Origin of the sequence: Pantoea sp. GM01 (assembly GCF_000282675.1) — a bacterium.
In the GTDB taxonomy this organism is placed as follows: domain Bacteria; phylum Pseudomonadota; class Gammaproteobacteria; order Enterobacterales; family Enterobacteriaceae; genus Pantoea; species Pantoea nemavictus.
The window spans coordinates 1-6,704 of the sequence record NZ_AKIU01000010.1 but is presented as its reverse complement, the minus strand read 5'-3'; the positions used below and the strand labels follow the sequence as shown (position 1 = coordinate 6,704).

The following is a 6,704-nucleotide window of genomic DNA, read 5'->3' as shown; positions in this document are numbered from 1 at the left end:
TGTTACGCTGAAATTGCTCTTTCGCCATGGCGATAATTCCTTACGTTGTGCCTTCATGAGTCATGAAGGCATCAGTTCACAATTTTTAAACCGTAGCTTATTTGCTACGAGCTTCAATAACGGCCTGAGCGACGTTGTTCGGCGCATCATCGTACTTCAGGAACTCCATGGAGTAAGAAGCACGGCCTTTGGTCAGAGAACGCAGCTGGGTTGCATATCCGAACATTTCAGACAGCGGAACTTCAGCATGGATCTGAACGCCAGTAGCGTTAGATTCCTGTCCTTTGAGCATACCACGACGACGGCTAAGGTCACCGATAACGTCACCGGTGTTCTCTTCCGGAGTCTCTACTTCAACCTTCATGATTGGCTCAAGCAGCACGGGTTGTGCTTTCTTAAAGCCATCTTTAAAGGCCAAAGAAGCAGCCAGTTTAAACGCCAGCTCAGAGGAGTCGACATCATGGTATGAACCGAAGTGCAGACGAACACCCAGATCTACTACCGGATAACCGGCCAGAGGACCTGACTTCAGCTGCTCCTGCAGGCCTTTATCAACCGCAGGGATGTATTCAGTTGGAATCACACCGCCTTTGATATCGTTGACAAATTCGTAGCCTTTCGGGTTAACGCCCGGCTCCAGTGGGTACATGTCGATAACAACATGACCGTACTGACCACGACCACCAGACTGCTTGGCGTGTTTACCTTCGATATCGGTAACTTTCGCGCGAATTGCTTCACGGTAAGCAACCTGAGGTTTACCGACGTTCGCTTCAACGTTGAATTCACGCTTCATGCGGTCAACGATGATGTCGAGGTGCAGCTCACCCATACCAGCGATGATGGTCTGGTTGGTTTCTTCATCAGTCCAAACACGGAATGATGGATCTTCCTTCGCCAGACGACCCAGAGCCAGACCCATTTTTTCCTGGTCAGCTTTGGTTTTCGGCTCAACGGCGATAGAGATTACCGGCTCAGGGAATTCCATACGCTCAAGAATGATGACGTTGTCTGGGTCACACAGGGTGTCACCAGTAGTCACGTCTTTCAAACCGATCGCTGCGGCGATATCGCCCGCACGAACTTCTTTGATCTCTTCACGTTTGTTAGCGTGCATCTGAACGATACGGCCCAGACGCTCACGGTTTGACTTAACCGGGTTGAACACGGTGTCACCAGTGTTAACAACACCAGAGTAAACGCGGAAGAAGGTCAGGTTACCAACAAACGGGTCGGTAGCAATTTTGAACGCCAGTGCAGCAAACGGCTCTTTGTCATCGGAATGACGCTCAGCCGGAGTGTCTTTACCGTCGTCCAGCATACCGTTAATCGCGGTAACGTCAGTCGGTGCTGGCAGGTATTCAACTACCGCATCCAGCATCGCCTGAACACCTTTGTTCTTAAATGCAGAACCACAGGTAACCAGGATGATTTCGTTTTTCAGAACGCGCTTACGCAGAGAAGTTTTGATCTCTTCTTCTGTCAGCTCTTCACCGCCGAAGAATTTCTCCATCAGCTCGTCAGAACCTTCAGCTGCGGCTTCAACCAGATTCGCACGCCACTCTTCAGCCAGTTCCTGCATATCAGCTGGGATATCTTCGTAAACGAAGGTAACGCCCTGATCGGCATCGTTCCAGTTGATCGCTTTCATTTTCACCAGGTCAACAACACCGGTGAAGCCTTCTTCTGCGCCGATAGCCAGCTGAAGTGGAACTGGGTTTGCACCCAAGCGCACTTTCATCTGGTCAACAACTTTCAGGAAGTTAGCACCCATGCGGTCCATTTTGTTAACGAACGCGATGCGTGGAACTTTATATTTGTTAGCCTGGCGCCATACGGTTTCAGACTGTGGCTGAACACCACCAACTGCACAGTAAACCATTACTGCGCCATCAAGCACACGCATAGAACGCTCAACTTCGATGGTGAAGTCAACGTGTCCCGGGGTGTCGATGATGTTTACGTGGTGTGGTTCAAACTGCTTAGCCATACCAGACCAGAAACAGGTAGTTGCAGCAGACGTGATGGTAATACCACGTTCCTGCTCCTGCTCCATCCAGTCCATAGTTGCTGCGCCGTCATGTACTTCACCGATTTTGTGGTTTACACCGGTGTAGAACAGAACACGTTCGGTAGTTGTAGTCTTACCGGCGTCGATGTGGGCACTGATACCAATGTTACGGTAGCGCTCAATGGGTGTTTTACGAGCCATTTGATTCCTCTGATTCTTAGACGTTCTAAGTTAAAAAAGCCCAGCAGGTGAGTCACTGGGACGCCCGCTGGGTTAATAACAACTACGTTGCTGTTACCAGCGGTAGTGTGCGAACGCCTTGTTGGCTTCAGCCATGCGGTGAACGTCTTCACGTTTCTTAACTGCAGTACCTTTGTTTTCTGCAGCATCAGAAAGTTCGTTCGCCAGGCGGAGAGCCATAGATTTATCACCGCGTTTACGAGCAGCTTCTACGATCCAACGCATTGCCAGGGCATTACGACGAACCGGACGGACTTCAACTGGAACCTGGTAGGTAGAACCACCAACGCGACGTGACTTAACTTCGACAGTCGGACGTACGTTTTCGAGAGCAACCTCGAACGCTTCCAGGCCATCTTTACCAGCGCGTTGAGCCAGGGTATCAAGCGCGGTATAGACGATAGATTCAGCAGTAGATTTTTTACCATCTACCATCAGGATATTTACAAATTTAGCCAGCAGCTCTGATCCGAACTTAGGATCCGGCAGAATTTTACGCTGACCAATGACGCGACGACGTGGCATGGAAATACTCCGTTGTTAATTCAGGATTGTCCAAAACTCTACGAGTTTAGTTTGACATTTAAGTTAAAACGTTTGGCCTTACTTAACGGAGAACCATTAAGCCTTTGGCTTCTTCACGCCGTACTTGGAGCGTGACTGCTTACGGTCTTTAACACCTGAGCAGTCCAGCGCGCCACGAACGGTGTGGTAACGCACACCTGGCAAGTCTTTAACACGACCGCCACGAATCAGGATCACTGAGTGCTCCTGCAGGTTATGACCTTCACCGCCGATGTAGGAGGTAACTTCAAAACCGTTAGTCAAACGCACACGGCAAACTTTACGCAGTGCTGAGTTTGGTTTTTTAGGGGTAGTGGTGTACACACGAGTACATACACCACGTTTCTGCGGGCAAGCTTCCAGCGCAGGCACGTTGCTCTTTGCAACTTTGCGTACGCGTGGTTTGCGAACCAGCTGGTTAACTGTTGCCATTAAATAGCTCCTGGGATTTAGCTTTTTGCTTCGTAAACACGTAATAAATCGCCTCGTATTACTACGAGGAGGCAGAATTTTAGGGCTGTGTCAAAAGGGTGTCAAGAAATAACCAGGTTTTCGCTCTTACCAGGCCACTTGTTGTTGATGCTTCGCCGTCAACGCAACGAAACCAGTATAGTCCAAACGTGCTACTTTGGTTGAAATTTGCTCAACCAGGCCGCGCGCCGCCACATCTTCTTCTAATACCCAAAGCGTGGCCGGCGATGCGCTCAGCTTAACTAACATCTGGCTGCCGGCCAGTGCCGCGGTCACGCCATCCTGTAATAAAAGCAGGTCGTCGCCTTCCTGTAATAGCAGCAGCAGGCTATCAATGTCGCATTGCCAGGGAGATTGCAGCAGCGTGTAGAGCATGATCGGTTCTCAGAATCGTATAATACGATGGTAGCTGGCTAGCTTCTCACGAAGCGACGAGGCATCAAGCACTTCTGCTGCCATCACGCGTTCGGCAGTCAGACTTTGCCCGCGCGCTAATAGGGAATCAGCACAAACAAAACACTGATCGATGTCGTAGAGTGCCAGCACGCCGAAGGTGGCGATATAGTTGCGCGCCAGGATCTTCTCGGGCTGCTGGTCACGATTAAGTTGCAGCACGCCATCACCAATAAAGAACAGACCGATATCTTCGCTTAACGCACCGGTCGCGAGAACCGCATCCAGCCCTTCCCTGCCCGCGCTGCTGCCGTGCGGAGCCTGAGTAAACAGAAAAGCTACGCGATTCATCAGAATTGCACCAGACGATCGCAGCTGAGCGCGGCTTCCGCCAGTGCACCCAAGCCGCTAAGTTCAAAACCCGGCTGCAAATTGCTACCCGCCAGTTGTAGACGCGTCGCTTCCTGTGCATCCGTTACGCCACGCCGTAACGCAGCGGCCACGCAGATGTTCAGTGCGGTGCCGCTCTCATCGCGCAGCCGCTGCCATTCACGCACCATATCGACTTCATCACTGGCCGGCGCGCTCAGTTGGTTAGCATTCAACACGCCTTCGCGATAAAAGAATACGCTTTCAAGCTGATGCCCCGCCTGCACTAGCGCACGGGCAAACAGCAGCGCGCTGCTGGCATGTTGGGTGCCATATGCCGGTCCGGTGACCAGCAAGCTGTAGCGCATTAGCGATCCTGCCCCTGAAAATCGCCGCTTTTAAACTGGCGAATGTAGAGGTAAACCGTGTGCTTAGAGATATTGAGACGATCGGCCACCTGGTTGATAGCGTCTTTAATATCGAAAATACCTTTCTCGTACATATTGAGGACGATCTGACGATTCTTGGCATTATTAGAAACGTTACGGTCAGCGCTCACTTCTTCTATTGCGAACTCTAACGTCTGCATCACCAGATCTTCCACCGAGCTGGCAAAGTTAACGTTAGAGTCAACCTGCTGCATTTCCGGCGGCATAAAGGTCGACATAATCTGCGAGAACGGCACGTCGAGGTTCATGTTGATGCACAGCAAACCAATGACGCGCTGCTGGCGATTACGGATCGCGATAGTGACAGATTTCATCAGCACGCCACTTTTCGCGCGCGTGAAGTAGGCCCTGGAAACATTGCTATCGGCGCCATGCATATCGTGCAGCATGCGCAGTGCCAAATCGGTAATCGGTGAACCCACTTTACGTCCGGTATGTTCGCCGTTAGCGATACGCACCGCGGAACATTTCAAATCTTCCAGCGAGTGCAGCACGATTTCGCAGTGCGAGCCAATAAGCATCGCCAGACCGTCAACGACAGCTTCGTAGGATTTGAGAATATCGTAATCAGCTTGTTCGAACGGACGTTGCTCCAGTAAATCGAAGTCAGTCAGTTCACCGGGATTGAATGGATTAGACATCGAAGACATTACCCTAAATGGCTGGAGCCTGTCTCGACAGCATTGGGGCAGACTCATATTGTGATAATTGTGCAGGCGCTAGTCTGGCAAATGTCATGGTCTTTAGCCAGACCTTTACTCTGTTCTCAGAAATAAAAACGCCGCCCAGAGGCGGCGTAATACAGCAAGTGCAAATTACTGCGCTTTCTGATCGGCAGCGACTGGCGCCTGTGCTTTCTCATCGGCTTTAGGCGCGGGTTTGATGTCGAGCAGTTCAACATCGAACACCAGCGTAGAGTTAGCCGGAATACCCGGAACGCCATTTTTGCCGTAAGCCAGGTTTGGTGGAATCACCAGCTTGATCTTACCGCCTTTCTTCACGTGCTTCAGACCTTCGGTCCAGCCAGGAATCACACCGTCAAGACGGAATGACAGCGGCTCGCCACGGGTATAAGAGTTATCGAACTCAGTACCGTCGATCAGCGTACCTTTATAGTTTACCACCACAGTGTCGCTGTCTTTAGGCGCGCTACCGGTACCTTCTTTCTCTACCTGATACAGCAGACCCGATTCGGTTTTCTTCACGCCTTTTTCTTTAGCGAATTTGTCGGCGTAAGCTGAACCCTTATCGGAGTTCTCTTTCGCGTCTTTTTCCATCTTCGCTTGAGCGGCGCCTTTTACACGGCCTTCAAAGGCCTGCAGAGTTTGCTCAATCTCTTGATCGGACAGTTTGCTCTTACCGCCAAATGCGTCCTGAACACCTGCGATCAACTGATCTTTATCCAGTTTGATGCCCAGCTTCTCTTGTTCCTTCAGAGAGTTGTCCATGTAGCGACCAAGGGACGCACCAAGCGCATAAGCTGATTGCTGGTCTTCGTTTTTGAAAGCAGCATTCTTCGGTGCTTGCGGCGCGGCCTGAGCAGCGTCTGCTGGAGCAGCGGTAGTTTCTGCTGCCATTGCCAGCGGTGCATTCAGCGCGAAGGCCATGGTGGTAGCTAACAATGTGACTTTAAACAGTGAATTCATCCTTTCTCCAAAACCGAAGCCTCTCACCTCGGGAATCATTGCGGACTGAGGCCCACACTATAACTTTACGTGGCAGCGGCGAACACTCCCACAATGTAATTACCCGGTCAACCTCCGACCTTTTTTGCTTCAGGAAGTTTCATCAGAGATATAGGCGTTATGCGCCATTTCAATGTAGCGTGCCGCATAAAGGTAAAATATCAGGTGATTCTGAAGCGAAAGGCCGTAGAATCACGCCCGAAACAGATTAACGCGCCGCACCGGAAGATGAGGAAAGATCATGCAGCAAACAGAATGGGAACAACGCCTTGAGGCGCTGGAGAGCAAGCTGGCTTTTCAGGAATACACCATCGATCAGCTCAATCAAACGGTGGTTCAGCATGAGCTGGAGATGATCAGACTGCGTGAGCAGGTCCGTCTGTTAGTGGATAAAGTGAAAGATAGTGCGCCGTCGATGATCGCCTCGCAATCAGAAGAAACACCCCCGCCGCATTATTAAAAAAGAAAGGCCACCCGAAGGTGGCCTTGCCAGACATCACACCACTTAGTGGCTGCAGCCGC

At 51.0% G+C, this 6,704-nt stretch carries 9 protein-coding genes; 1 reads left to right on the top strand and 8 read right to left on the bottom strand.

Annotated elements, in window-relative coordinates:
* Positions 1-97: 97 nt before the first annotated feature.
* The 8 genes from fusA to fkpA form a co-directional block, all read right to left on the bottom strand.
* Positions 98-2,212, bottom strand: coding sequence for an elongation factor G (fusA, locus tag PMI17_RS03720; RefSeq protein WP_007886247.1), 2,115 nt, complete (start codon positions 2,210-2,212; stop codon positions 98-100).
* Between the two features lie 93 nt (positions 2,213-2,305).
* Positions 2,306-2,776, bottom strand: coding sequence for a 30S ribosomal protein S7 (rpsG, locus tag PMI17_RS03715; protein WP_007886246.1), 471 nt, complete (start codon positions 2,774-2,776; stop codon positions 2,306-2,308).
* A 96-nt stretch (positions 2,777-2,872) separates the two neighbouring features.
* Entirely contained in the window at positions 2,873-3,247 is a 375-nt protein-coding gene (gene rpsL, locus PMI17_RS03710; RefSeq protein ID WP_006120575.1) for a 30S ribosomal protein S12, read from the bottom strand.
* 126 nt (positions 3,248-3,373) lie between these two features.
* Positions 3,374-3,661: a sulfurtransferase complex subunit TusB gene (gene tusB, locus PMI17_RS03705; RefSeq protein WP_007886244.1), complete on the bottom strand. Its 288-nt coding sequence runs from the start codon at positions 3,659-3,661 to the stop codon at positions 3,374-3,376.
* Positions 3,662-3,670: 9 nt separating this feature from the next.
* Complete coding sequence (gene tusC / locus PMI17_RS03700) at positions 3,671-4,030, bottom strand: sulfurtransferase complex subunit TusC (protein ID WP_007886242.1); 360 nt, start codon at positions 4,028-4,030, stop codon at positions 3,671-3,673.
* Complete coding sequence (tusD, locus tag PMI17_RS03695) at positions 4,030-4,416, bottom strand: sulfurtransferase complex subunit TusD (RefSeq protein WP_007886241.1); 387 nt, start codon at positions 4,414-4,416, stop codon at positions 4,030-4,032. Before tusD ends, tusC begins: the two co-directional genes overlap by 1 nt.
* Positions 4,416-5,138, bottom strand: coding sequence for a transcriptional regulator (locus PMI17_RS03690; protein WP_007886240.1), 723 nt, complete (start codon positions 5,136-5,138; stop codon positions 4,416-4,418). The genes tusD and PMI17_RS03690 overlap by 1 nt, the downstream gene beginning before the upstream one ends.
* Before the next feature lie 174 nt (positions 5,139-5,312).
* Positions 5,313-6,143 (bottom strand): FKBP-type peptidyl-prolyl cis-trans isomerase, encoded by an 831-nt coding sequence (gene fkpA / locus PMI17_RS03685; RefSeq protein WP_007886239.1) that lies wholly within the window; start codon positions 6,141-6,143, stop codon positions 5,313-5,315.
* A gap of 280 nt (positions 6,144-6,423) precedes the next feature.
* Between fkpA and PMI17_RS03680 the strand changes: the two genes are divergently transcribed.
* Complete coding sequence (locus PMI17_RS03680; protein WP_007886237.1) at positions 6,424-6,642, top strand: protein SlyX; 219 nt, start codon at positions 6,424-6,426, stop codon at positions 6,640-6,642.
* Positions 6,643-6,704: the final 62 nt, after the last annotated feature.